This is a genomic window from Ruegeria sp. AN6, from assembly GCF_056540425.1.
The window spans coordinates 278,790-301,201 of sequence record NZ_JBQFWR010000001.1; the positions used below are offsets into that span (position 1 = coordinate 278,790).

A 22,412-nucleotide genomic window follows, 5' to 3' on the forward strand; every position below is an offset into this window, starting at 1 on the left:
TCAGCTTTGCCCCATCACACTCTTGGCCGCCGCGACAATCGCAGGAACCTGTGGTATCGAGGCGTCTTCCATATGTTTCGGGTAAGGGATCGGAACTTCTTCCGAACACACCCTTTCAACTGGGGCATCGAGCGTCCAAAAGACCTGTTCGGTGATCCGGGCCGAGATTTCAGCTGCCAGCGAGCCGCTGCGCCATCCTTCGTCAACAATGACGGCGCGGCGCGTCCGGGCAACCGATCCCATGATTGTTTCGTCGTCAAGCGGACGTAGCGAGCGCAGGTCGATGACTTCAGCGCCAATCCCTTCTAAGGCTAGCGAATTTGCCGCCTCTAATGTCTTGTGGAGCGACCCGCCATAGGTAATCAGCGTCAGGTCTTTGCCCGGCCTGCGAATAGCCGCGCGGGAAATGTCGACAGGGCCTGCGCCCGAGTCAATTTGACCGCTCAGATTGTAGAGCATAACATTTTCGAAGATAAGGACTGGATCGGGATCCTGCAGAGCGGTCCAAAGCATGCCGCGCGCATCTCCCAGCGTCGCAGGCGCGAGGACTTTAAGTCCCGGAATATGGGCGTACCATCCTTCAAGGCTATGGGAATGCTGGGCCGCGAGTTGCTTGCCCGCCCCGGTTGCCATACGGATGACCATCGGTACGCCGAACTGCCCTCCGGACATGTGCCGGAGGGTGGCTGCGGTGTTCAAAATCTGGTCGAGGGCCAAAAGGCTGAAGTTGACGGTCATCAGTTCAACTACGGGGCGCATCCCGGCACATGCAGCCCCGATCCCAGCCCCGGTGAAGCCTGACTCGGAGAGCGGCGTGTCACGCACCCTGTCCGCGCCGAATTTGTCCATCAGACCTTTGGAGACGGCATAGCATCCGCCATATGCACCGACGTCCTCGCCCATCAGGAAGACACGGGGATCGCGAGCCATGGCGTCGGAAATCGCGGCCCTAATGGCTTCACGATAGGTGGTCTCGACCAGCTCACCGGTAGGGGAAGAGGCCTCAACAGTTGTCGCGGATGGCGCCATTACGTCCTTAGTTAACGACGACACAGGCTCCCAGGTGCCGGCCTCGGAAAAAGCGACGGCTTCGTCGATTTCAGCATCAGCTTGCTTTTCGAACTCCCGGATTTCTTCTTCGTGGATCAGCCCATTTTCTAAGAGCCATGACTGGAAGCGCAGAATTGGCCCCTTATTACGCCATTCCTCAACTTCGTCCTTTGGTCGGTAAAGTTGGGCATCAAACATCGAATGCGCCCGGAAACGGTAAGTTCTACATTCAAGAAAGATTGGCTTTCCCGTTTCGCGGATTTCCTGCAGCGCCTGTGTTGCGGCCACTTCGACCGCGACAATGTCCATACCATCGACCACACGCGCCTCGAGCCCATAGGCGGCGGCCTTGCGGCTGACATCGGTCTCAGACTCGGAGCGCGCCAGAGCCGTTCCCATTGCGTAGCCATTGTTTTCGCAAACAAAAAGAACAGGTAGCCGCCACAGTGCCGCGAGGTTAAGAGTCTCGTGAAACTCGCCCTCGGCCACGGCGCCTTCGCCAAAGAAGCAGGCCGTCACGCCTGTGTCGCCGCGCATCCGTTCGGCTAGAGCCAGCCCCGCAGCCAAAGGGAGACCGCCACCGACAATGGCATTGCCGCCATAGAAGTTCGTGGCGGCGTCAAACAGGTGCATCGAACCTCCGCGTCCGCCCGAGCAGCCTTCGGTCTTGCCATACATCTCGGCCATGACCGAGGACATTGAGACGCCGCGCATCAGCGCATGTCCGTGCTCTCGGTACGTGGCGACGACGCGATCTTTGTCCGACAAGAGCGGGATAATCCCAGCGGCAATCGCTTCCTCTCCATCATAGAGGTGCAGGAAGCCGCGAATTTTTTCCTGAGTGTATAGCTCCGCACATTTGTCTTCGAAACGTCGGATACGGATCATGTCACTCAGCAAGCGTTTCACATGGTCGCGGTCCAGTCTTGGTTTGCTTGTGGTCATTTCTCGTCCGTCTCCAATGTAGAGATGTCACCTTCTGGCAGACCAAGTTCGCGCGCCTTCAAAAGGCGGCGCATGATCTTGCCAGAGCGGGTCTTGGGCAGGGCATTTCGGAAAACGATCTCGCGGGGGGCCACAGCCGCTCCAAGCCGTTTGCGGGCAAGGCCGCGAATGTCGCGCTCTAGCTCCTCATCCTCGGTTTGGCCGGGATTCAGGGTCACGAAGGCTTTGACGATTTCGCCCGCAGTCTCGTCTGGAATACCAATCACAGCGGCCTCGGCGATGGCTTCATGCTCAATCAGCGCACTTTCAACCTCGAAGGGGCCGACCAGATGGCCCGACGTTTTGATTAGGTCATCGGCTCGACCGACGAACCAGAAATACCCATCACTGTCCCGCATCGCGAGATCGCCTGACAAGTACCAGCCATCATTAAAGCATTTTTCGTACCGCGCCTGTTCGTGAAGATAGTCCCGCATCATCGAGGGCCAACCCGGTCGCAGAGCAAGCTCTCCGATCTCGCCATCCGGTAATTCTCGCAAGCCCCCGTTGTCTGGTTCCACAATGCCGACAACAACGCCAGGCAGGGGTCTGCCCATCGATCCAGGCTTGATGTCATGCGCTCTAGTATTGGCAATCATGATGCCGCCGGTTTCTGTCTGCCACCAATTGTCGTGGAACGGTCGACCGAATACCTCGTTGGACCAGACCACGGCTTCGGCGTTCAGAGGCTCACCGACGCTTGCAAGAAACTGCAGAGCGCTGAAGTCGTACCCGCGTGCGGCCTCACTGCCAGCGCGCATCATCATGCGGATGGCTGTTGGGGCTGAATACCAGACCTCAACGCGTTCCCTTTCAACGATCCCATACCAGCGTTCGAGATTGAACTCTGCCTCGTCCACAATCATCGTCACGCGGTTCACCAGTGGTGAGATAATTCCGTAGGTCGTTCCGGTGACCCAGCCCGGGTCAGCGGTGCACCAGTAGGTCACGCCGGGCTGCAGTTCGAGCGCGTAACGACCGGAGAACGCGTGGTGCTGAACTGCGCCATGCACGTGAACCGCACCTTTTGGCCTCCCGGTGGTACCCGAGGTAAAATGAATCAATGCCGGGTCTTCCGTCTGTGTATGGACCGCCAGAAATTCTGTCGAGGCCTCTTGCAATGCCGGGGCCAGAGCGACGCAATCATCAGGAGCTTCGTCGCCAACGATGAGGACCAGACGCAGCGACGTCATTTCCTGACGCCACGATGCGATTTTGCGTTTGTAGAGTGACTTAGTCGTGACCAGAACATTGGCATCGCCGATTTCCATCCTGGTTCTCAGGGGTTCTGGCCCAAAGGCGGCAAAGAGTGGCGTAAAGACCATCCCGGCCTTTAAAGTGCCAAGGGCTGCAGCATAAAGCTCAGGCCGGCGCCCCATCGCGACAAAGACGCGGTCTCCTTTTTGTTGTCCGTGGTCATAGAGCAGATTTGCAAATCGCGACGACATGGCTGCGAGATCGCCATAGCTGAGCGTTTGCTGCGCTCCGTCCTTGGATAGCCATATCAGGGCAGTATGGTCTCCATGCCCCTGAGCTACGTGGCGATCGACAGCTTCAAACCCGATGTTGATCGAGCCATCTGGCAAACCTGTGAGAAGTTCGCGGCCAAGGTCGTGTGTCGGCTGCTCTAGGGCATCCGAGGTTGGTTGCCAACACGCAGCGGCGCGCTCTTCGGGTGATTTCCGGATGGTGCTCATAGCTACATCCTCCCACAGAAAGTCTGGCGGGGAGATCTGGGGGAAGACAATGACTCAAATCAAAGCGCGCAATATGGACTCATCTAACACGGTCTTTAACGTTTCGGGCAAGGTCAGTCAGTCCAAACATTTGAGCAAGTAGAGTTCCTACGCCATGATTTGAATCAATGAGACATGTACGTTGCGGTAGTAGAAACATCGAGGTCAGAAAGCGCCCGGGTTTGGGATGTGGTATCTGCTGAGAATCTTGGCGCTGCACGAACGTTGGTTGAGGTTAGTGTGCGGTCTTCCTGGAGGTGGAAATTTGCGCCATGCGGTGTTTTTGCGATCCAAAAATTTGGATTGATTGAATGATCAAGTACTACCTACCGGTCGCAATTGGCGCGCTACTAATTGCCTTTTGGGTAAGTCCTGACGCGCAGGTGGTTGCAGCTGGGATCGCTATCTTTTTGTTTGGCATGCTTATGCTTGAAGACGGCTTCAAGCTACTTGGAGGCGGAACACTAGAACGAATGCTTCAGCGGGCGACAAAATCCGTTTCGCGATCTCTCTTATTCGGTTTCGTCTCTACTGCGTTGTTGCAGTCCAGCTCACTGGTTTCGGTCATAACGATTTCGTTTTTAAGTGCTGACCTTATTTCTCTGGTCGGTGGGGTGGGGATCGTCTTTGGGGCCAATATCGGAACGACGACGGGTGCGTGGTTGGTTGCCGGGCTAGGATTGAAGGTGAATATCGCAACCTATGCCATGCCAATTATCGGCCTTAGCATAATCCTTGTGTTTCAGAAGCCGAAGGTGCTCCGTGGGATTGGTTACGCCCTTGGCGGACTGGGTTTTCTGTTCCTAGGCATTCATTACATGAAAGAGGGTTTCGACGCGTTCAAGGACCAGGTCGACCTAATGCGATTTGCTTTGTCGGGATTTTGGGGGCTGGTGGTCTATTGTTTGTTGGGGACTGCCGCAACCGTGATTATGCAGTCGAGCCACGCGACGATGGTGCTTACTCTCACTGCGCTTGCCGCTTCACAAATTAGCTATGGAAACGCGCTGGCTCTCGCGATCGGGGCAAATATTGGAACCACGATTACGGCGATTATTGGCTCGATCAGCGCCAATTTTCAGGGCAAGCGACTGGCATTGGCGCACCTGATCTTCAATACAATGACTGCGGCGGTAGCTTTGGCTTTTATAGTCCCCCTGAGTGGGATGGTTGACCTGATCAGTAGTGCCGTGGGCATCGGTGCGGAAGATTATGCTCTGAAGTTGGCGGTGTTTCACACCATATTTAACGTGCTCGGCGTCTTGCTCATGTTACCATTGATGCGAGGGCTGATCTCCTTTCTTGAGCGCAGTATTGTCGAACCAACCCCGGATGTCAGTCAACCGCGTTACCTGAACGATGCGGCCGATGATTTCCCACAAACTCTTGAGATCGCACTTCGAAAGGAAGTCATGCATCTCTACGAAAACGCGAAGACGTTGATCTTGCATGGCCTGAATCTGCATAGGAAGGATGTGCTTAGCGCGAACAGCGTTGCAGAGGTGGTTCGAAGCAGTCGAACACCTACCGACATGGATATTGAGGAAAGCTACCGGCGCAAGATCAAGACACTCTATTCCGCCATTGTCGAATTCTCGACGCGCGTCGGGGAAAAACGTGTCGAACCAGATGTAGCGGAACGAGTTTATGCCCTGAGAGATGTCGCTGGCGACATCGTTCAAGCGGTTAAGTCGGTCAAACACCTGCGAAAGAATATCTTGCGTCACACTGTACGGTTTTCCGGGAGTGCAACCGAACTGTATGATGACCTCCGTACTGAAATTGCCAGAATACTCATTGAGATTCAAAAACTTGAAGGAGCAGAACCGGATGAGCGTAGTGCGCTCTGGCTTGATCAGGAACGTGCGCAAATAGAAGAAGATGCTCGGACCGCTACGCGCCGTGTAGAACAGCTCATTCGAAAAAACCAACTCACTCCCGATGCCGCAACTTCATTTCTCAACGACTCGGACTATGCCTACAGCGCGATGCGTAAACTGATCGAAGCAGCGAGAACCTTTTACATCGAACGAGACAGCGCCATGGCCGAAGTCGAACGTTTGTTGGCTTTAGAAGAAGAAGAACTCGGTGAGTATAAAATTGAAACCGATGCGCTCTCTAAGGAAGAAGAATCCGAAAAACATCACAGTAAAGTCGTAGAAAGCAAATAGCATGCTGAAATTTTGCGACGATCTGCGGGGGGTATTAAGATGGGATTGAAAAAACTTGCCGAAAAAATGGTCGAGTACAACTCGCGTCTTGAGGCAGGCAAAGCGGAGAAAATTAAATTCAGCCATGTTCAAAAGGTACTCAAAAAGCTGCGCAAGAAGGTGGCAGATCTTGAAGCCGAAATTCATTTGGAGAAGAATTCTGACAGGAAAGCCAGACTGGTTCGAAAACTCGGAACAGCGCACGAGAGTGTCAAACGGGCTGAGTGGCTGTTGAGCGAAATTGACTAATACTCTGGTTCAGGCTTTAGAAATTTGAGGACTCGCGACGAGTGCCTTGGTGGCCATTTTGAACCTGATGCCAACACACCTAAGCAACTGGAGTGCCCCATTTTATTTGGACCACCGTTACGTCTGAGAAACGGAGGGCCGAGAATGGCGAACAAGAGACATAAGCCGGAAGAAATAGTTAAGAAGCTGCGGCAAGTTGATGTGCTTGTCGGCCAGGGAATGATGCGTGTAGATGCGATCCGCGAGGTTTGCATATGGTGGCGAAATGCCAGTCTTTGGCGCGGTGTTTGAGACAGACCAACAAATCACGGTGGCTCTGCCTAATGGGCAACCTATAATGGTAGGCCTGCCGTTGGCGAATTTGCTCGCCTTTCTTGAATCGATCCAGTCTGAATAGTCACTGACCAATCTGCTCATCCGTGTCAGCCGTTCGTCTGATTGACATGAGAGTCAACGGCGGCCCCAACACCTCGAAGGCCACAGTACTGACTAGAGTAAAGGCCATGATCGACGCGGCCCAATGTGGAAATTGTTCTCCGGCGACAAGGGCCATTCCTACCGCGACACCGGCCTGTGGTAACAAAGCTGGACCGTACCAGCGGGTCTGACGGCTAGGCAGGCCGCCAAGTCTCGCTCCGTAATAACCCCCGACGAGGCGGGCGACGGCGCGCAAGAATAGGAAAAGAGCACCAGCCCAGCCCATCAAGCCGAAGGCTTCAATATCCAACGTGGCGCCAGCCAACAGGAAGAACAGGATCATGAATGGCCACTGAATGTGCTCGATCTCATGGAAAGCACGCTCGTGATGGCGGGCGAGATTCCCGATAACTGCGCCCGCAACCATGCCTGCTACCAAGAATGAAACCTCCAACCAAAGCGCGAGGCCCGCTGTAAGAAAGACTATGCCCACTGCTTCTGCCTGCATTGGCTCTCCCGGTTTCAAGCGACCGGTCAGGTAAGCGGATGGCACGCCTAGTGCGGAACCCAACAAAATAGCCCCTCCGAAATCCCACATCGCTGTGGTCGTGATGGTGGCCCAACCGTCCGAATGACCGGCCAGAACCAGGGCGATACTGAATACGATCAGACCCCAAGCGTCATCAATTGCGACTATACCCTTTAATGTCTCGGTGAAGCTGTTGGACACCCCAGATTGTTTGATCACGTCTGTCATGGCGGCCGGAGCTGTAGCCGTAGCAATTGCCGCCAGCACCAGCGCCAACCCGAAGGGCACGCCAATTGCGGCCAGTCCAGCAGACACAACAACAAGGGTTGCAACCACGGTTGAAATCGAAATCGTCAGAATGGCTCGGCCATGCCGAACTAGGTTCTCGCGGGTCAATGATCCTCCAAGAAGAAATGCGACCATCGTCAATGCAACGATGGATACCTCATCGAACCACATTGCAACGTCGAGTGGGATCAACCCCATTCCGGCATTCCCTGCGATCAAGCCAAGGAAAAGTAAGGTTGTAACACGAGGAAGATGCGTGGCCCGGCCGAGTTGGTCGGCGGCCAATCCGGCAAGGAAGAGTACACCAAGGGTAATCAGAAAGCCGGCAATGTGCATAGAAAACCAAGCGTTAAGTTCTTGTCTAGACTACTCTAACCCCAACCCTGCCTGCTAGGAACCGATGACGGAGAAAATGCGAGTGTCCCGTCGCAGCTTAGGCCGAAGATCCCTAAAAAGGGATATTGATCTGTATTAAGGCGAAAGCGCGCCGCACTTGGCACAATAACTCATTCAGGAAATGAGGAGGAACTTTCGATGCCGACAAAGAAATTTAACACAAATAGCCCGACCTCACTTTTGGATGTTTTCAAACAAATGCAGCCGCCCATGTCTGGCAATCCGGCCTTCGGTGCCCAGATCGAACAATTTTGGGACGCACAAGAAAAATTGCTCGAAGAAACAGAGGCCTTTGCGCAGCATTGGTTCGAACGGCGTCATGAGGCCGTCCGGACGGCTCTACAAGCTGCACGCAATGTGTCTTCCGCGAACCCGTCCGATCCATCGAAAGCCCTTCAGAGCATGGCGGAATGGCAGCGCCATTCGGCTGAGCAGTTGGTTGCTGACGCGCAGGAATGGTTTGAAACCGTGTCCCGTTGTGCATCTTATGTTGCTGAAACCGAAGCTGAAGCTGTTGAGAAAACAGTTGGTGATGTTGCAGCCTCTACAAAGAGCGCGGGGAAATCTTCAAAGTCTAACCCTGTGTAGGGTTCCTGCTTCCGAAAAACCAAACTGAAATCATCGGAGCAGTAGCTGGGAGGGTCTTGTCCGAACAACTTTGCTTGAGCGGGATAGGGGTGTTGCGTAGCTTTTGCCCATGACCAGACCTGCCTCTTTCAAGTACTTCAAAACCAGTCCCGAGATCATCCGCCTTGCAGTGATGCTGTACATCCGCTTTGGCCCAATGTTTGCTGCTGAGATCAGACGGAAGCGTGTTCAGCAACTGCGCGCGTTCTCCAAATGGAAGTGGCACGTGGACGAGGTTTTCGTGAAGGTGAATGGCAAGAGACACTACCTCTGGCGGGCTGTCGATCATGAGGGCGAAGTGCTGGAAGCAATCGTCACCAAACGCCGAAACAAGCAGGCCGCATTGAAATTCCTCAGGAAATTGATGAAGCGACACGGTAAAGCGGAAAACGTCGTCACGGATCACTTCGCCTCATACAGAGCCGCGCTCAGAGAGCTGGGCGCGCTCGAAACACAAAAGACGGGAAGGTGGCTCAACAACCGCGTCGAGAACTCGTACCTGCCGTTTCGACGACGCGAACGCGCGATGCAACGTTTCAGGCGCATGCGAAGTTTGCAAAAATTTGCCTCCGTCCATTCCTCCGTCTACAACCACTTCAACCAGGAAAGATCGTTGACCAGCCGAGACACCTTCAAGTTGACACGAAGCGCCGCTCTTGCCGAGTGGCGCGAACTTGGTGCTGGATAAAGGACAGCGTCACTGGCCTAATAGAGACTGGTTCGAATTCGTCTGACAGCACCGCCACTATTTCAAGCCAAATTTTCGCGGGTGCTCAGCTGCCCAGTTGGTCTTCATTAGTTTGATAACAACGCAACGACTTGACTTGTTTCAGATCTTTGTCGCGTCTTCGAAGGCAATGAAACAACAAGAGATCGACCTGTCGGACAAGAGCGCGAATGCGCAAATAGAAGCGTTTTGGATTCCAGTGCGTCTTCGATCAGACACAGATGCCCCATCAGCAAACCAGCCGATGCTTTGGCTTCTTCTACAGCAAGGCTATAGAGTGAGAACTGCGGGCCGCTTGCGTCAATTTGCAAATCAAAGCCCACATTTCGGGACCACGTGAACCAATCGTCGTTCCAGGTCTGGTCGTGCAAAATCGGTATCTCTCGGAAACCGTTTGAACAGTGCGCTCGGTCCAGAAGTGTAGGGGCGCAAACTGGCGCGATTACGTCTTGTGCCAAGGCAATTTGGTTTGACGATCCGTCCGGAACTGCGAAAAATATCGACAGATCAAACATCTCTCGCGAGAGACTGGGCGGAGTTTCCATAGCGGTGACAGAGAAATTGATCTCCGGCAATTCTTTTCGGATCCGTCGCAATCGTTTTGGAAGCCAGAGCTGGGCAACGGCGGGCAGGGCAGCGATATGAAAATCAGCGTTTGGTTTGAGTTCACGCAGGGCACGTGCTGCATCAGCCATTTGATCAAAGGCAGCGGAGAAAACCGGGACAAGCGATTGCCCCTCAGGCGTGAGTTCAACGCCTTGCGCGTTGCGTCGAAACAGCGGTGTACCGGCCCAGCCTTCGAGAGCCTTGATATGCTGCGAGATCGCCCCGGGCGTGACGTTCAATTCTTCGGCTGCAGCAACAAAGCTGACGTTTCTAGCCGCCGCTTCAAAGGCCCGCATCGCATTCAATGGAGGGCCTTTGGGGCGCTTGGGGGCAACACTCATTTCACTAGCCTTAGTTTTTCTACACCAAGAAATATCATTTCTGCTTTGCGATGTCACGCGACTGCCGCCAAAGTGGCAAAAACTAGGAGGATGTCAGATGACACTCGCACAAAGAGACTGGGTGCCCACCGCAAGCGAAGCACTGGTTCAAGATATCGCAAAAAAGGCGGCATCGGCATCTTCAGATGACCTGATGGCGCGGATCGAGCATCTTGCAAAGGAAAACCGCCGCATACACGAGCAAGAGTGCTTTAACCTGAACCCTGCCACAAATGTCATGAACCCAAAGGCCGAGGCGCTTTTGTCTTCGGGGATTGGGTCGCGGCCCTCGCTGGGCTATCCCGGTGACAAATATGAAATGGGTCTGGAAGCAATCGAACAGATCGAGGTTGTCGCGGCAGAGCTTTGCGCCGAGGTTTTTGATGCTAGGTTCGCTGAGGTCCGGGTGCCCTCCGGGGCGATTGCCAATCTCTATGGCTTTATGGCGACCTGTAAAGCTGGCGACACTATCATAGCCCCACCTGGATCAATTGGGGGGCATGTGACACATCATCTGGCGGGTTGTGCGGGTCTCTTTGGCCTACGTACCGTCGAAGCTCCTGTTAACGCTGATGGCTATACCGTCGATCTGGGTCAGTTGAGAGCGTTGGCAAAAACCGAACGACCAAGGCTGATCACCATCGGCGGCAGTCTTAACCTGTTTGAACATCCCGTCGCCGAAGTGCGTGCGATAGCTGATGAAATCGGTGCCAAGGTTATGTTCGATGCGGCCCATCAATGCGGCATCATCGCGGGGCGCGCTTGGTCCAACCCGTTGAAAGAGGGTGCACATTTCATGACCATGAGCACTTACAAAAGTCTCGGAGGACCGGCTGGGGGCCTGATCGTAACGGATGACGAAGAAATCGCAAAAGCGCTGGATGCAATCGCTTTCCCTGGTATGACGGCCAACTTCGATGCGGCCAAAACTGCGGCGCTTGCTGTCACGATGTTGGATTGGAAAGCGTATGGTTCTGCCTATGCGAACGAGATGATTGCGATGGCCAAAGCTCTCTCCAACGCATTAGATATAAAGGGTGTTCCCGTCTTTTCTGGAACACAGGGCTTCACCAACTCTCACCAGTTCGCGGTATTGGCTGCCCCATATGGAGGAGGTCAGGCCGCATCTAAGCAGCTTCGCAAATGCGGGTTCCTCGCTTGCGGTATTGGATTGCCGGTGGAGTTAGTGGAAGGCGATATGAACGGTCTTCGTATCGGCACACCAGAACTAGTGCGGTGGGGCATGACCTCTGGGGATGCCGAGGGTTTGGCTAATTTGATAATGCGTGGCCTGGGCGGGGAACAAATCCAGTCAGAGGTATCCGCATGGCGTCGTGAATTTGACACGCTGCATTATGTGAACTGAGAACAGGATGGCCGACTATGTCGCTGAACATTGTCGGCCACGCCAATCTTTGTTGGTTGAGCCAATGCAAACTGCCTATCGCAGATCAAAAACGGTAGGTAGCACCCAACAGCGGACCGGATTGATCAAACTTAAAGTCGTTACCATCGATGTCGTGGTCAAATGAGATATAGCGATACCCACCCCGGATCAGCCAACGGTCATTGATTGCGTAGTCGGCAGTTAGAAGAACTTGCCATGTTTCGCTCCCGCTCCGGAAACCGCCATAATCAATAAACCCGGTACCAGACCATTTGTCAGAGAACCTGACACGTGCGCGGGCACCAATCACAGGATCAGTCCAGCTTGCATCGACCGTTGTTCGGCGCCCAGGGGCAGCACCGGGTTGCAGGTCGAATTCAGTTTCAGTGCTGAACCACCTAAAGCCGCCGACGATATCAACATATGTGTCACGATCGTCATAGACCCGATATCCTGCATATCCGCTCAGAAACTGAGTGGTGAAAGAGGTGTCCAAGCCCGAGCTCGCCGGGCCAGGTGTGTCGCTGCTGAAAGACAGATTTGTATAATTGTAGTCTGCCAGGAATGACCAACGCCCATTGGTCGCTCCGAATGCAGCCATAAAGGCAAAGTCCAAATTCTCCAAAGCATCAGAAAAGCTCAGCGTGCCATCTAATGTGCCCAGCGGGGTATCCAGCGACGTTTCTGTTTCCGGCATGAACAGGTAGATTGAGGCCTCGTATGACCAGTCGGACTGTTGGGCCGAGGCCATTGACGCCATTGCGCCCGCCAATGAGATTCCAAGGAGTGGTCCTCTCCAATTTCGTGTCGCACCCATTATTGCTCTCCCGTCAAAAGTCTTGTTTCGAATTTTCGTTTCTGTGCAGCGAAAATCTGCGCAGATTTGTCTTGCGGTCAGGCTACTGCATCCTCGGTTTTGCCAGAACCAACGCCAACACGATTTATATCAGTGCTGGGAAAGAACTCGGACCAGACATGCCAGAATATGCCTGCGCGTAGAGTTTCGACCCGCTGCAGTTGCCCTTGATCAGACATTCCCCAAAAGTCGCATTTGGTTACGGGGTGCCCGCTGTCATTGTACCAGACGCCTAAACTTTCATATTTCGGATCAAGGCTGACGACAACATCTCGACCTCCGACCGTTGCGTTGACGATCCAATCGTTGTCGACGACGAAATCATCGGTCCAGCAGGTGGCATCCTGCCCGATGGTAATCCCCCAAACATAGGTTTTGTTCGGCAACCGGTCGTCTGAACGATCCATGTTGTCCATCACTGGAGCGTTTTCCTGATGTTGACGGCCAATCCCCCACCCAAAGGTGATTTCGGTCATCATATCAAGCAGGCGCAGCAATGGGTTTGGGGAAGGTTCATTCAGGAAAACCTCTCCATCCGGGTAGGCTTTCTGAAAGCCGCGAAATGTCATCCGGTAGGTAGGCCACGGTTTCATCCGGGCCTCGGGCCGGAGAGGGCATGCGAGGCCATCTGTGTTTGGGTTCTGGTCCGCTTCACGAAAGCCATATATCTGCTGAATCGGCTCGCCGCTTTCGTTGTCGCGCAGGATCAGGTTATTGCCGTGCTGGGCGAGAACCTCGAGATTCAGGCGCTTACCCTCTATTCTTGGAGTGTACCCCTGACCAAGATTGGCCATGGCACAATACGTCATGACGACGTCCTCTCCACCAAGCCCTTTTTCATTACCGGCAAGATGCGGTCGCATGATCTGCGCGTCGGGGTGTGCACGAGCGTGGCCGTTGTTGTCGATCACCATCACGGGCGCGGTCGGCCCCACGTATTTACGGGCCTCGTCAATCGGGAAGTACTGCGCGGTATTTAGTTGGTTTCTCAGCCCCAGATGAACCCAGACGTAGGGGAATCCATAGAAGAAAAGGACCAGCACTGCCGACACCAGCCACAGCCAGAACGGACCTGCACCAAGTATGAAATGTACAAGTGTTGCGACAGCAAATGCACCCAACCCAATAGCGATCAGGCGATATTCATGACGGATGAAGCGCACCATATTCTCGCGCTTCACCTTCAGCAGCATCTGGGACACATCGCCAAGGTCTCGGAAATAGATGAACCCGATCCCGAGTGATCCGATCAAACCCAGTGCAAACAGAAGTAGTCCAATCATGTCATGATCCTAAAGTCTTGAGCGCGTGATTTCCGTTGCACGGTGTTATTGCTGCGGGGATTGGCGTTTGATCAGGAAAGCCTCGACCGCTTGCTGGGTTTCGGGGCGGATGTTCTCGATCCCTTCATATGGCACACCATACGCTGGCGCGGTGTCGGGAAATTTCTCTTTGCGGGCCATATGTCGGCCAAGGATGCGTGCGAACTCCTGCCCTCCCCAGGCGCCAACCTCGGTCGAAACTGAATATTCCTCGCGCGTGTCCCGGTAGAGATCAAAGAACTTTGCCAGAATAGCGCTTTCGCCAGGTCCCGGCAGTTTCAGCTTAAGCTGGTCCTTCACGATCGCCTCGGGTTTGTTCACGGAATAGACGATGACGTGATCGCGTCGGGCCTTGGATTCGTCAGCAAACAACAGGGCGGCAGATTGGTCCACGCCATCCACCAGACGATCCCGCGGAATGTACTGATCTGCCCCAGCAAAACGCGACAGCGTTGTATAGAGGTCCGAGACGTGGATGATGCTGTTGAGCAACCCGTCAGCCTCGATCATGCCGGGCCAGCGGATAAAGGCGTCAACGCGGATACCTCCCTCGGTCGTGTCGCCTTTGCCGCCCGCATAGATCAGCGGGGTGAACCCGGATTGCGGCGCGTATTTGGTGAAGTGGCCGTTATCCCCCATGACCACAACCACGGTGTTTTCCGTTAAGCCCAGTTCTTCGATGCGCGCAAACAAGTCGCCCAGCCACTGATCCAGTAACTGCATCTTGTCGACATACAGACCACCATTCACGCTCTCTGGTCCTGATCGCCCGGCCCGGGTGTTGTCCAGCGGGATCATCGGCCAGTATTGCAGGAAAAACGGGTCTTCCCCACCTGCGAGGCGCTCCAGTTCCTCCATCGTCTTGTCTTGAAACGCCTGGTTCATCTCATCGTATTTCGCAGCGTTCCAGCGCTCTCCGGTTTCCATGCGAATTTCGCGGATCGGCCCGCCGGTTTCCCCTTCGATGACTGTCATCATCGCGGCAGAGTCCGGCCGGAACCAACCGTCCAGCGTGTATTTATCGTCATAGTCCTGGATTGCGACCGAGACCTGTTCTTTGATCGCATCATCATTGAAGATCGTCAGCTGGCCCTGTTGGTGGATGGCGTGCTGGGCATAGTCAAATCCCTGATTCATTGCCCAACTTTCGGCGATATCACCCATGTGCCATTTGCCGACATGGCTGGTCGCGTAACCCGCCTGTTTCAGAATCTCGGCCAGGGTGACCTCGTTTTCCGGCAAGCCGAACCCGGCAATGTCCACCGTGGTATCGCCCATACCCATGCGTACGGGCAACCGCCCGGTCATCTGCGCCACGCGGGTCGGCGTGCACGAAGGTTCGGTATACATACGCACCATTCGCATCGCCTGATCTGAAAAGTCGTTGATATTCGGCGTCTCATAACCTCGCACCGCGTTGAGCTCGGGAATTCCCATGTCGCCGAAGCCCATATCGTCGATCAGAACGCTGATTATGTTCGGGGGCTGCCCATTGTTGCTGTCGCGAAAAGCGGCCAGAGCTTCATCAACAGCGGTATCATCCTGTGCCCATTGTTCTGCGTGTTGTGCTTGCAGAATGTAAAACTCGGCGTCGTGTTGGATTGGATTGTCTTGTGCCAGCGCGGCCTGCGCTGCAAAACTAACAGACATAGCCAATACCCCTGAAATCTTCATCCCATATTCCCCGGTCATCTGCTTGGTGGAAGGCAAACGCTTTTGCAGCTGCCTTCACATTTAAACATTATCATATGTAAACAACAATTTCTGTAGATTTCAATTTTGCCAACCCATGAACACATCACGGGTCAATTCTGATTCCGGGCGCAGGTTGTCGATGCCCTCATAGGGGATGCCGCGACCGATCTCGGAATGCGGATGTTTGGCTATCATTTTTTGATGGCGTTTGATCATGTCCTGAAACGAAGCTCCGGCCCACAGCGAGTACCCAACCAACGGGTGCAGTTCACGTGGATCGCGATAGATGTTGAAGGTCGGGGCTGCCGCACCGGGTTGGCCGGGCGCGGGCAGGTGCATCTTGAACTCCTGCTTAACCACTGAGCGCAAAACAGGGCCTTCGTAGACATACACATAGTCGCGTCGACCATGACCTTCACCATTCAGCAACAGCGCCGTCTGATCGATCCCGTCGATGATGCGGTCACGTGGGATATGATCAGTCGCACCTGCAATCCGCGCCATGGTGGTGTAGATATCCGACACGTGAAAGATATCACCGGCTGCGCTGTCCGCTTCGATCACGCCGGGCCAGCGTATGAAAGCGTCCGTGCGTACGCCGCCTTCTAGATGCTGGGTCTTACCACCGCGATAGATCAGCTGATTAAGGCCCGAGGTCCCCTCGTAGTGGTACATCAGCCCATTGTCAGCCATCAGTACCACAATCGTATTGTCGGCTTCTCCGGTCTCTTCAAGCTTGGTCAGAAGATCACCGATCCACCCATCCAATAACTGCAGTTTATCAGCGTGGAAGCCACCATTGCGAGAGAGGGCCTTATCCGCATAGACGAAATTAAGGGGGTAGAGAGGCCAATATTGCAGAAAAAACGGTTCTTCTTCGGCTGCAGCACGTTCTAGCTGCTCAAGGGCCTGACGTTGATATCGCTCGTTCATCTCTTCGTACTTGGCCTGGGTCCAGATCTCCCCCGGTGACATGTCCACCTCACGGGCAGTGCCGCCTGCTTCGGCCTCGACACCGGTCACCAACCCGTATGGCTTGAAACGTTCGTCCAGAAGAAACTGATTGTTTTGCCCTTCGGGCACATATCCAAGCATGGCGTTCGCACGCATCGCCTCGGGGGTCATAAGGCTTAGTTGAACCTGTTGATGCAGGGGAAAAGCTGCCCAGTCGAAGCCCTGATTGTGCGGGTAGGCCTGTTCGATATCGCCTTGATGCCATTTGCCGACATGTACGGTGTTATAGCCAACTTCCTTCAATATCTCGGGCAGGGTTACTTCACTGGCAGGCAGGCCTTCGCCCACCAACGCAACTTTGACTTCTGATACCCCGGCGCGGACAGGGTGTCGACCTGTAAGCATGGCAGTCCGCGTCGGTGTGCAGGATGGCTCGGTATACATGCGCATCAACGATAGGCCTTCGGTGGCGAACTGGTTGATACTGGGTGTCTCGATGCCCATCACGTAGTTCATCTTGCGGTCACCCATCTGACCAAAACTGATGTCATCGATCAGAATGTACAGAAAATTGGGTGGACTGCCGCCGTTGGCCTCGCGAATTTCGGCTAACTTTGCGTCGATCTCGGCATCCTGTGCGTCCCACGCATCGCCGAATTGAGCGCGCAGATAATTGAACTCGCCGTCGTGAATGATCGGAGACTGCTGGGCAAATGCCGCTCCGGTGGTCAGAATTAACGAAGACAGGATGGGTATTAGTTTCATTTTAATCTCCGGGTTTGCCAAAATTCTGAGGCATGTTTTGAGCTTCAACTATTCTGGTTTCGATACTGCAGCGCAGATCGGCGAGGGTTTCGGCCAAATCGGCCAGGAACCGAGATTGCTGAGGCGTGTTTGAGTGCTGCAAAAGAGCGATTTCAGTAAAGATCTCTTGGTAATCCAGACATATCCGGTCAAATTCACTGTCCTCGGTGCGTAAACTTTGCAGAAGATTAGCGTGTTCAGGGAACTGATCCTCAATGAAATCACTATCGACCATCGGCAGCACTTTCGAAGCTGGTTGCTCGGTCAGCATGCGCTCCGCAGGAATTTTCTTGAACGTAATAAGCCGCATGCTACGGTAGCAACATGGCCACAAGTCCTTATTGTGAAAGGATAGTTCTTGACCGGCATGGGGGATGGGAAGCAAGATGACAATAAGCGTAACTTCTCTGCTGAAGATGTACGTGCTGCGCTTGAGCGTGTTTTAGACTCGGCAGGATTTAAGGGATCGGCCCGAATGCGGTCTTTCCTGACCTATGTCGTCGACGAAGCTCTTGCCGGGCGCACCGATGAAATTCGCGCAAAAACGATTGCGATGGATGTTTATGGCTACGGCGCAGACGAGCTGACAAAACGAGAAGGCGTTGTGCGGGTAGATGCTGGCCGGATGCGACGAAAGTTGAAGGCCTATTACGGTGGAGCGGGAGCGTCTGATCCGATCATGATATCGCTGCCCGTTGGTCGTTATGCACCAGAGTTCAGACCGGGTACGCGCCAGTACCGAAAGTTAACAAATCTGTGGCGTATAAGTGTGATGTCGGCGATGGCTATCACCCTTGTTGCGCTGGGTGGCGTCGGAGGCACCGTCCTTACAAAGCAATGGCCATCGAGCGATGTAAAAGCCGAGCAGTCCGCGATCTATGACGTGTCTCCGGCGCGGGTCGAGGCGATGAATCTGTGTAGTGCCGGACAGGATGTGATGTTTCCGGTTGTTAACTTGCCGCGCCTGAAACCCGCGTTATTGATCTTTAAAACCGCGATTGAGCGTGATCCGCTATATTTCTGCGGGTACGCGGGGGCCGCTCAGGTCGAAACCATGCTTGCCATTCTTCAGTCTACCGATCCTGCAGCCACTGATATGCTTGCTGTGGCAGACGAAAACAGTGCTCATGCGCTAGAGATCGAGCCGGATGCGGCATGGGCACTTTCATCGCGCGCCTGGTTGGAATTCGGGTTGGGGAACTACGACAAGGCTACGGCGTTGTCCCGCAGGGCGGTCGATCTTGCACCAACAGATCCACATATAGCTGAATTTGATGCGCTAATCTCGCTCTACACAATGAACTTTACGTATATCATTTCGCAATCAGAGCGATATGAAAAACTGGCGGAAAGCAGCGGTGCGCTTGTGTTCGGGAATGTGCTCGGGTCAGCTCAATTTCATTCTGGTGATTTTACGGCCGCGATTCGAAGCTACGAAGATACTATCGCGCGTGGTGGCCCCTTCGGCCCGATTTCCGCGGCATATCTGATGGCGGCGCGCTGGAACAACGGAGAGCAGACTGAGGCGCGTCGGCTCGCAAGTGTTTACCAAAAGACCTGGCCCGATTTTCCACTGGAAACCTTAAAACGGCGGGTTTTCCAACAGCCACAACCGGTCGACGCACTTGTCGAAGCGATGAAAGCCGCTGGTGTAGTTATGGAGCGGGACAATGCGCCCCTGACAGCAGATTGACATGCTCTGGAATTGGCAATCCTGTTAGTCGTCCTGCGCGACCAGCCCCAAACCGCGTAGGTAGATACCGATCCCACTTTCGAGCAGGTCTTCAGGAGGGAAGGGAGAGCTTGCACCGGTATTGCGCGCATAAAGTTCAACGACACCGTGACTCAACGCCCAAATGTGAGCACTGAACATTGACGCAGGGGGTCTTTTCTCTGGCGGTATGTGTTGAGACAAATCGCCAGCAGCTTTTTCCAGCACATTCTTTGCGCGATTGGCGGCGAGGGCCAATTCGGGCGTTCGGTTTAGGGATATACCGCTTTCGAACATCGCGATGTAGTGGCCTGGGTGCTTGCGCGCAAAGGCTAGATAGGCGCGCCCAGTGGCTTCAAATGCTGCCAGTGCCGACGGTTGCCCCTTGTCATAGGCAAATTGCATCAGGTCAGCGAACATCTCAAAGCCTTGTCGCGCGGCCTCAGCAATTAGATCTTCGCGCCCCTCGTAATGTCGATAGACCGCTGCGGGCGTCACCCCAGCCGTCTTGGCGGCCTCGGACAGCGTAAATCCGGTCGGACCTTTTTGTTCAATCAGAGACAAGGCAGCCTCGATCAGGGCCTGCTTCAGATTTCCGTGGTGATATCCGCGCTTTGTCATCCCGTCCTCAAGTGCTTATACGGGTATATATGCACAGGTCATGACCTAATCCAGCGCAGTTCGTGTATTGCCCCATGCCAAGTTCAGGCATCCCAGATTTCCGGTCCACCACTGATCTTTTTGTCTGGCTCGCCAACCACGTCGGCATTTTTGCCATCATAATCCAGCCCGCTAAGCACTGTGCGAATGGCGGCCAGCCGAGCGCGTTTTTTGTCATCGGACCGAATGATCGTCCAAGGACAATCTTCGGAATGGCTGCGGGTCAGCGTTTCGGAAATTGATTGGCTGTATTCGTTCCACTTGTGCAGGCCAGCTATGTCGATTGGGCTGAGTTTCCATTGCTTCAAAGGGTCGGTTTCGCGGGCAAGAAAGCGGTTCAGCTGTTCTGAGCGACCTACATTCAGCCAGAACTTGAACATGTGGATCCCGTCATTCTTGAACCCCATTTCCAGAGGCAGAACCTGTCTGAAGAACCGCTCACGCTCATCTGTTGTGCAAAAACCAAAGACGTTTTCAACGACGCCCCGGTTATACCAGCTGCGATCAAAGAACACGATTTCTCCGGCAGAGGGCAGATGTGAAATATAGCGTTGAAAATACCACTGGCTGCGTTCAGCATCTGATGGTTTGCTAAGTGCAACATTGCGCGCGCCCCGTGGATTAAGGTTTTCGCGGAACCTTTTGATTGTCCCACCTTTCCCGGCTGCGTCACGCCCTTCGAACAGTATTGCGACACGCTGATCGGTGTTCTTGACCCACCGCTGCATCTTGACCAGTTCGATCTGCAAACCCTGCATCTGCTCGTCATAATCCTTGCCCTTCATCTTTTTCGGGTAAGGGTAGGTCGGGTTCAGAATTTCTCCTTTTTTGGCCTGCTCAATGACCGATTGAACAGTCTTGGGCGCGTCATAGCGAAAATAGCTCTCGATAGCGCCGTGTTCTGATTTGGTCATGTGCGGCCTCGCCATAAAATCCATAACTTACTATGGATTACGGATGGGGTTAACGCAAACCCGCACGTGCGGCGGCACGGTCGATTGCGGCTGCGACCTCTGGGGCGGCAACTACCTGAGGCATGTGACCGACACCGTCCAGTTCGATCAGCTCCGCACCTGGTATTTGCTCTATCAGGCGCTCAGAATGCCAATCCAGCCCAACGGTCGTATCGGCGGTGCCGTGGACTATTTCAGTTGGAACCGTAATCTCGTTATAGCGGGGTTGGAGTTCGGTGATTTCGTCCAGCAGATTTGCTCGCTGTTTGGCATTTGCATGCATCGATGCGCGGCGCATGGTCAGACCGGGGCCGAAATGTTCCGCATAACCTTCGGGGGCTACTTGCGGCGCAAAAACCTGATCCAGTGCTTTCGAAACGAACCAGTCAGGAACGAAGGCGCTGACCAACGGCAGGCCAAGTGCGTTGCCGATGGTTGTTGCGCCCATTGTGTTGAATGCGTCCAATGGCGTCTCCCAGGGGATAGCTGCAGGAGCGATCAAAACGAGAGCGGCGATATTGTCAGGCCGTGTGACTGCCCAGGCAAGTGCGACTGACCCGCCATAGCTTTGCCCAGCAACAACGGGTTTTTCAGCACCAAGTCCTGAGGCAGCTTTCTGTAGGATTTCTGCTTGTTCAACAATGGTTTCTCCGTCTGGGTTAAAGCTTTCAGAATAACCTAGCCCAGGGCGATCGAATACGATGACCCGATAGCTTTCTGCTAAGATCGGTGCCAACGCAAATGTCATGTCGCGCGTATTCCCGCTGGAACCGTGGATCAGGACGACATCTGGACCTTCGCCCATGACGACGGCATGTACAGAGATACCATCGACATCCAGGATCTGACCTTCAGCAGGAAACGAAGCTTCGGCACTGATTTCGCGTTGCGTACCACGCCAGGCAGTGACTATGGCAACGGCTGTCAGCGCAATGCCAATTGTTATCAAGAGTTTACTGGCCAATTTTTTCCAAATCAAAGGGGGTTGTCTGATAGATGGAATTGATCCAGTTGCCATAAAGCAGATGTGCGTGACTGCGCCAGCGGTTCTGCGGATGCTGGCTTGGATCATCGTCTGGATAGTAATTTATTGGGACATTGATCGGTGTACCGTTGGCAACGTCCCGGTCATATTCCTGCTTGAGCGTGTCGCTGTCATACTCGAAATGATTGAAGATATAGAGCGCCCGATGTGCTGGATCTTCGATCAGGCAGGGGCCCACATCATCGCTGCCAAGCAGTGTGATCAGATCAGGTACCGCGTCGATTTCATACTGCCGCATCTCGGTCCAGCGGCTTACAGGGATCACGCAATCGTCAGAAAAACCACGTAAAAATGGCGATGCTGGCGCAAGATTTCGATGCCGGAAACACCCGAAGGCCTTTGCATTCAGCATATGTTTTTTGACATTGTGAAAATGGTTGATCATGGCCATGCCACCCCAACAGACACCGAAGGTGGAATGCACATTGGTTTGCGTCCACTCGAACACTTCACGGATTTCGTCCCAATAGGTGACATCAGCGAAATCAAGGTGCTCGATTGGGGCACCCGTAATGATCAACCCATCAAATTTCTGGTCCTTTACCTCCTGAAAAGGATGGTAGAATTCGGCCATATGCTCGGCAGCGGTGTTTTTGGTCTGATGCTCGGTCATACGGATCAGCGAAAGTTCGATCTGCAAAGGTGTCGCCCCGATCAGACGCGCAAACTGGTTTTCGGTCTGAATTTTCTTGGGCATCAGATTCAACAGGCCGATCCGCAAGGGGCGAATATCCTGCCGTGCGGCCTGATCTTCGGCCATGACCATGACACCCTCATTGGTCAGGACTTCAAAGGCGGGCAGGTCGGAAGGAATTTTAATCGGCAT

At 54.1% G+C, this 22,412-nt stretch carries 20 protein-coding genes; 7 read left to right on the top strand and 13 right to left on the bottom strand.

Going from position 1 to position 22,412, the window contains the following annotated elements:
• Positions 1-1,995: a pyruvate dehydrogenase (acetyl-transferring) E1 component subunit alpha gene (gene pdhA, locus ACR0MQ_RS01360; protein ID WP_480605387.1), complete on the bottom strand. Its 1,995-nt coding sequence runs from the start codon at positions 1,993-1,995 to the stop codon at positions 1-3.
• Positions 1,992-3,731, bottom strand: a complete 1,740-nt coding sequence (gene acsA, locus ACR0MQ_RS01365) for an acetate--CoA ligase (protein WP_480605390.1) — start codon at positions 3,729-3,731, stop codon at positions 1,992-1,994. The genes pdhA and acsA overlap by 4 nt, the downstream gene beginning before the upstream one ends.
• A 350-nt stretch (positions 3,732-4,081) precedes the next feature.
• Between acsA and ACR0MQ_RS01370 the strand changes: the two genes are divergently transcribed.
• From ACR0MQ_RS01370 to ACR0MQ_RS01380, 3 genes are all read left to right on the top strand, one after another.
• Positions 4,082-5,941, top strand: a complete 1,860-nt coding sequence (locus ACR0MQ_RS01370; protein ID WP_480605392.1) for a Na/Pi cotransporter family protein — start codon at positions 4,082-4,084, stop codon at positions 5,939-5,941.
• A 39-nt stretch (positions 5,942-5,980) separates the two neighbouring features.
• On the top strand, positions 5,981-6,229 hold the full coding sequence (locus ACR0MQ_RS01375) for a hypothetical protein (RefSeq protein WP_170486660.1): 249 nt from the start codon (positions 5,981-5,983) through the stop codon (positions 6,227-6,229).
• A 144-nt stretch (positions 6,230-6,373) separates the two neighbouring features.
• A complete protein-coding gene (locus ACR0MQ_RS01380) occupies positions 6,374-6,520 on the top strand; it encodes a hypothetical protein (RefSeq protein WP_170623611.1) in 147 nt (48 codons plus the stop codon).
• A 106-nt stretch (positions 6,521-6,626) separates the two neighbouring features.
• Here ACR0MQ_RS01380 and ACR0MQ_RS01385 read toward each other — a convergent pair whose 3' ends face one another.
• On the bottom strand, positions 6,627-7,799 hold the full coding sequence (locus tag ACR0MQ_RS01385; protein ID WP_480605394.1) for a cation:proton antiporter: 1,173 nt from the start codon (positions 7,797-7,799) through the stop codon (positions 6,627-6,629).
• A 198-nt stretch (positions 7,800-7,997) separates the two neighbouring features.
• On the opposite strand from ACR0MQ_RS01385, the gene ACR0MQ_RS01390 reads away from it, so the two are divergent.
• Together ACR0MQ_RS01390 and ACR0MQ_RS01395 are read left to right on the top strand one after the other, a co-directional pair.
• The gene (locus tag ACR0MQ_RS01390; protein ID WP_480605397.1) at positions 7,998-8,447 is read left to right on the top strand and encodes a phasin family protein; all 450 of its coding nucleotides are present in this window, start codon (positions 7,998-8,000) and stop codon (positions 8,445-8,447) included.
• 109 nt (positions 8,448-8,556) lie between these two features.
• The gene (locus tag ACR0MQ_RS01395) at positions 8,557-9,174 is read left to right on the top strand and encodes an IS6 family transposase (protein ID WP_480605400.1); all 618 of its coding nucleotides are present in this window, start codon (positions 8,557-8,559) and stop codon (positions 9,172-9,174) included.
• 107 nt (positions 9,175-9,281) lie between these two features.
• Here ACR0MQ_RS01395 and ACR0MQ_RS01400 read toward each other — a convergent pair whose 3' ends face one another.
• Positions 9,282-10,160 carry a LysR family transcriptional regulator gene (locus tag ACR0MQ_RS01400; protein ID WP_480605403.1) on the bottom strand — a complete coding sequence of 293 codons (879 nt, stop codon included), beginning with the start codon at positions 10,158-10,160 and terminating at the stop codon, positions 9,282-9,284.
• Between the two features lie 97 nt (positions 10,161-10,257).
• Here ACR0MQ_RS01400 and ACR0MQ_RS01405 point away from each other — a divergent pair, with 97 nt between their 5' ends.
• Positions 10,258-11,565, top strand: coding sequence for an aminotransferase class I/II-fold pyridoxal phosphate-dependent enzyme (locus tag ACR0MQ_RS01405; RefSeq protein WP_480605406.1), 1,308 nt, complete (start codon positions 10,258-10,260; stop codon positions 11,563-11,565).
• Between the two features lie 85 nt (positions 11,566-11,650).
• Here ACR0MQ_RS01405 and ACR0MQ_RS01410 read toward each other — a convergent pair whose 3' ends face one another.
• The 5 genes from ACR0MQ_RS01410 to ACR0MQ_RS01430 form a co-directional block, all read right to left on the bottom strand.
• Positions 11,651-12,403 carry an outer membrane protein gene (locus tag ACR0MQ_RS01410; protein WP_480605409.1) on the bottom strand — a complete coding sequence of 251 codons (753 nt, stop codon included), beginning with the start codon at positions 12,401-12,403 and terminating at the stop codon, positions 11,651-11,653.
• A 77-nt stretch (positions 12,404-12,480) separates the two neighbouring features.
• Complete coding sequence (locus ACR0MQ_RS01415) at positions 12,481-13,725, bottom strand: DUF3179 domain-containing (seleno)protein (protein WP_480605412.1); 1,245 nt, start codon at positions 13,723-13,725, stop codon at positions 12,481-12,483.
• Positions 13,726-13,770: 45 nt separating this feature from the next.
• A complete protein-coding gene (locus ACR0MQ_RS01420) occupies positions 13,771-15,414 on the bottom strand; it encodes a sulfatase-like hydrolase/transferase (RefSeq protein ID WP_480605415.1) in 1,644 nt (547 codons plus the stop codon).
• A 123-nt stretch (positions 15,415-15,537) separates the two neighbouring features.
• On the bottom strand, positions 15,538-17,178 hold the full coding sequence (locus tag ACR0MQ_RS01425; protein WP_480454766.1) for a sulfatase-like hydrolase/transferase: 1,641 nt from the start codon (positions 17,176-17,178) through the stop codon (positions 15,538-15,540).
• A gap of 1 nt (position 17,179) precedes the next feature.
• Positions 17,180-17,488 carry a hypothetical protein gene (locus tag ACR0MQ_RS01430; protein ID WP_480605418.1) on the bottom strand — a complete coding sequence of 103 codons (309 nt, stop codon included), beginning with the start codon at positions 17,486-17,488 and terminating at the stop codon, positions 17,180-17,182.
• A gap of 96 nt (positions 17,489-17,584) precedes the next feature.
• On the opposite strand from ACR0MQ_RS01430, the gene ACR0MQ_RS01435 reads away from it, so the two are divergent.
• Positions 17,585-18,910 carry a tetratricopeptide repeat protein gene (locus ACR0MQ_RS01435; RefSeq protein ID WP_480606148.1) on the top strand — a complete coding sequence of 442 codons (1,326 nt, stop codon included), beginning with the start codon at positions 17,585-17,587 and terminating at the stop codon, positions 18,908-18,910.
• Between the two features lie 24 nt (positions 18,911-18,934).
• Here ACR0MQ_RS01435 and ACR0MQ_RS01440 read toward each other — a convergent pair whose 3' ends face one another.
• From ACR0MQ_RS01440 to metA, 4 genes are all read right to left on the bottom strand, one after another.
• Entirely contained in the window at positions 18,935-19,549 is a 615-nt protein-coding gene (locus tag ACR0MQ_RS01440; protein ID WP_480605421.1) for a TetR/AcrR family transcriptional regulator, read from the bottom strand.
• A gap of 83 nt (positions 19,550-19,632) precedes the next feature.
• The gene (gene ppk2 / locus ACR0MQ_RS01445) at positions 19,633-20,502 is read right to left on the bottom strand and encodes a polyphosphate kinase 2 (RefSeq protein ID WP_480605423.1); all 870 of its coding nucleotides are present in this window, start codon (positions 20,500-20,502) and stop codon (positions 19,633-19,635) included.
• Between the two features lie 49 nt (positions 20,503-20,551).
• Positions 20,552-21,505 (bottom strand): alpha/beta fold hydrolase, encoded by a 954-nt coding sequence (locus ACR0MQ_RS01450; protein WP_480605426.1) that lies wholly within the window; start codon positions 21,503-21,505, stop codon positions 20,552-20,554.
• Positions 21,495-22,412 carry a homoserine O-acetyltransferase MetA gene (metA, locus tag ACR0MQ_RS01455; RefSeq protein ID WP_170770616.1) on the bottom strand — a complete coding sequence of 306 codons (918 nt, stop codon included), beginning with the start codon at positions 22,410-22,412 and terminating at the stop codon, positions 21,495-21,497. The genes ACR0MQ_RS01450 and metA overlap by 11 nt, the downstream gene beginning before the upstream one ends.

Excerpts from the sequence above, each read along its gene's own strand:
- ACR0MQ_RS01430 (WP_480605418.1), bottom strand. The coding sequence starts at position 17,488 with ATGCTGACCGAGCAACCAGCTTCGAAAGTGCTGCCGATGGTCGATAGT.
- ACR0MQ_RS01425 (WP_480454766.1), bottom strand. The coding sequence starts at position 17,178 with ATGAAACTAATACCCATCCTGTCTTCGTTAATTCTGACCACCGGAGCG.
- ACR0MQ_RS01385 (WP_480605394.1), bottom strand. The coding sequence starts at position 7,799 with ATGCACATTGCCGGCTTTCTGATTACCCTTGGTGTACTCTTCCTTGCC.
- metA (WP_170770616.1), bottom strand. The coding sequence starts at position 22,412 with ATGCCGATTAAAATTCCTTCCGACCTGCCCGCCTTTGAAGTCCTGACC.
- ACR0MQ_RS01440 (WP_480605421.1), bottom strand. The coding sequence starts at position 19,549 with ATGACAAAGCGCGGATATCACCACGGAAATCTGAAGCAGGCCCTGATC.
- ACR0MQ_RS01435 (WP_480606148.1), top strand. The coding sequence starts at position 17,585 with ATGGGGGATGGGAAGCAAGATGACAATAAGCGTAACTTCTCTGCTGAA.
- ACR0MQ_RS01400 (WP_480605403.1), bottom strand. The coding sequence starts at position 10,160 with ATGAGTGTTGCCCCCAAGCGCCCCAAAGGCCCTCCATTGAATGCGATG.
- ACR0MQ_RS01395 (WP_480605400.1), top strand. The coding sequence starts at position 8,557 with ATGACCAGACCTGCCTCTTTCAAGTACTTCAAAACCAGTCCCGAGATC.
- ACR0MQ_RS01420 (WP_480605415.1), bottom strand. The coding sequence starts at position 15,414 with ATGTCTGTTAGTTTTGCAGCGCAGGCCGCGCTGGCACAAGACAATCCA.
- ACR0MQ_RS01415 (WP_480605412.1), bottom strand. The coding sequence starts at position 13,725 with ATGATTGGACTACTTCTGTTTGCACTGGGTTTGATCGGATCACTCGGG.
- acsA (WP_480605390.1), bottom strand. The coding sequence starts at position 3,731 with ATGAGCACCATCCGGAAATCACCCGAAGAGCGCGCCGCTGCGTGTTGG.
- pdhA (WP_480605387.1), bottom strand. The coding sequence starts at position 1,995 with ATGACCACAAGCAAACCAAGACTGGACCGCGACCATGTGAAACGCTTG.
- ppk2 (WP_480605423.1), bottom strand. The coding sequence starts at position 20,502 with ATGACCAAATCAGAACACGGCGCTATCGAGAGCTATTTTCGCTATGAC.
- ACR0MQ_RS01405 (WP_480605406.1), top strand. The coding sequence starts at position 10,258 with ATGACACTCGCACAAAGAGACTGGGTGCCCACCGCAAGCGAAGCACTG.
- ACR0MQ_RS01390 (WP_480605397.1), top strand. The coding sequence starts at position 7,998 with ATGCCGACAAAGAAATTTAACACAAATAGCCCGACCTCACTTTTGGAT.
- ACR0MQ_RS01410 (WP_480605409.1), bottom strand. The coding sequence starts at position 12,403 with ATGGGTGCGACACGAAATTGGAGAGGACCACTCCTTGGAATCTCATTG.
- ACR0MQ_RS01375 (WP_170486660.1), top strand. The coding sequence starts at position 5,981 with ATGGGATTGAAAAAACTTGCCGAAAAAATGGTCGAGTACAACTCGCGT.
- ACR0MQ_RS01370 (WP_480605392.1), top strand. The coding sequence starts at position 4,082 with ATGATCAAGTACTACCTACCGGTCGCAATTGGCGCGCTACTAATTGCC.
- ACR0MQ_RS01380 (WP_170623611.1), top strand. The coding sequence starts at position 6,374 with ATGGCGAACAAGAGACATAAGCCGGAAGAAATAGTTAAGAAGCTGCGG.